The organism is Oleiphilus sp. HI0117 (assembly GCF_001635235.1).
On the sequence record NZ_LWGA01000282.1, the window covers coordinates 1 to 827 of the forward strand.

At 50.1% G+C, this 827-nt stretch carries 1 protein-coding gene; it reads right to left on the reverse strand.

Annotated features, from left to right (window positions below):
* On the reverse strand, positions 1-827 hold an 827-nt coding region (gene istA / locus A3757_RS03620; protein ID WP_156506148.1), incomplete at both ends, for an IS21 family transposase.

The following is an 827-nucleotide window of genomic DNA, read 5'->3' on the forward strand; positions in this document are numbered from 1 at the left end:
CGCGGGAAGCGATTTAAGCGCTGGCTTATCCAAGGCTTCAAATTGACTTAAGCGGGAACCCGGTAGTTTCTTAAAGGCACGGCGGTTAAGGTCATCTAGCAAGACCTTAATAGTCTGATTTAGATCTGCCAGCGTGAAGAAGGTTTGATGTCGTAGTCGAGCCAGTATCCAGCGCTGCACGATCAATACCGCGTTTTCTGCTTTTGCTTTATCCTTGGGCTTGAGTGGCCTAGCGGGAATGATCGCCGTTTTATAATGTGATGCCATGTGCTGGTAGCTCACATTGATACCGGGGTCATAACGAGCTGGCTTGCTGACAGCACTGCGTAACTGGTCAGGCACAACGATCTCCGGTACGCCGCCAAAGAACTCAAAGGCTTTCACATGTGCGTTAATCCAGTCGGCTTTGCGTTGCGTCCATGACGCCATTGCGAAGGTGTAGTTACTCGCGCCAAGTATGGCTACAAAGATCTCAGCTGAACGGATCTCGCCAGTATCCGGGTTAACGATAGGTACCGTGGCCCCGCTGTAATCCACAAACATTTTTTCACCGGCAAGGTGAATCTGGCGCATGGAGCGCTTTTGCTTAGAACGCCATTCACGATAGTAGCCGCAATATTGCGAATACTGATAGCCCGCGTCGCCATGTATTTGCTTATATTCCTCCCACAACAATTGCTTGGTAACGCCTTTGCGCTTGAGTTCTTGGTGAATGGCAGCGCAATCAGGCATAACCCGACCATGGCGCGTATTGATCTTGGCGTCGGGGAATAATAAACGTTCTAGTTCATTGTCAGTCATCTCTATTGGAAGTGGCCAGGTTAGCC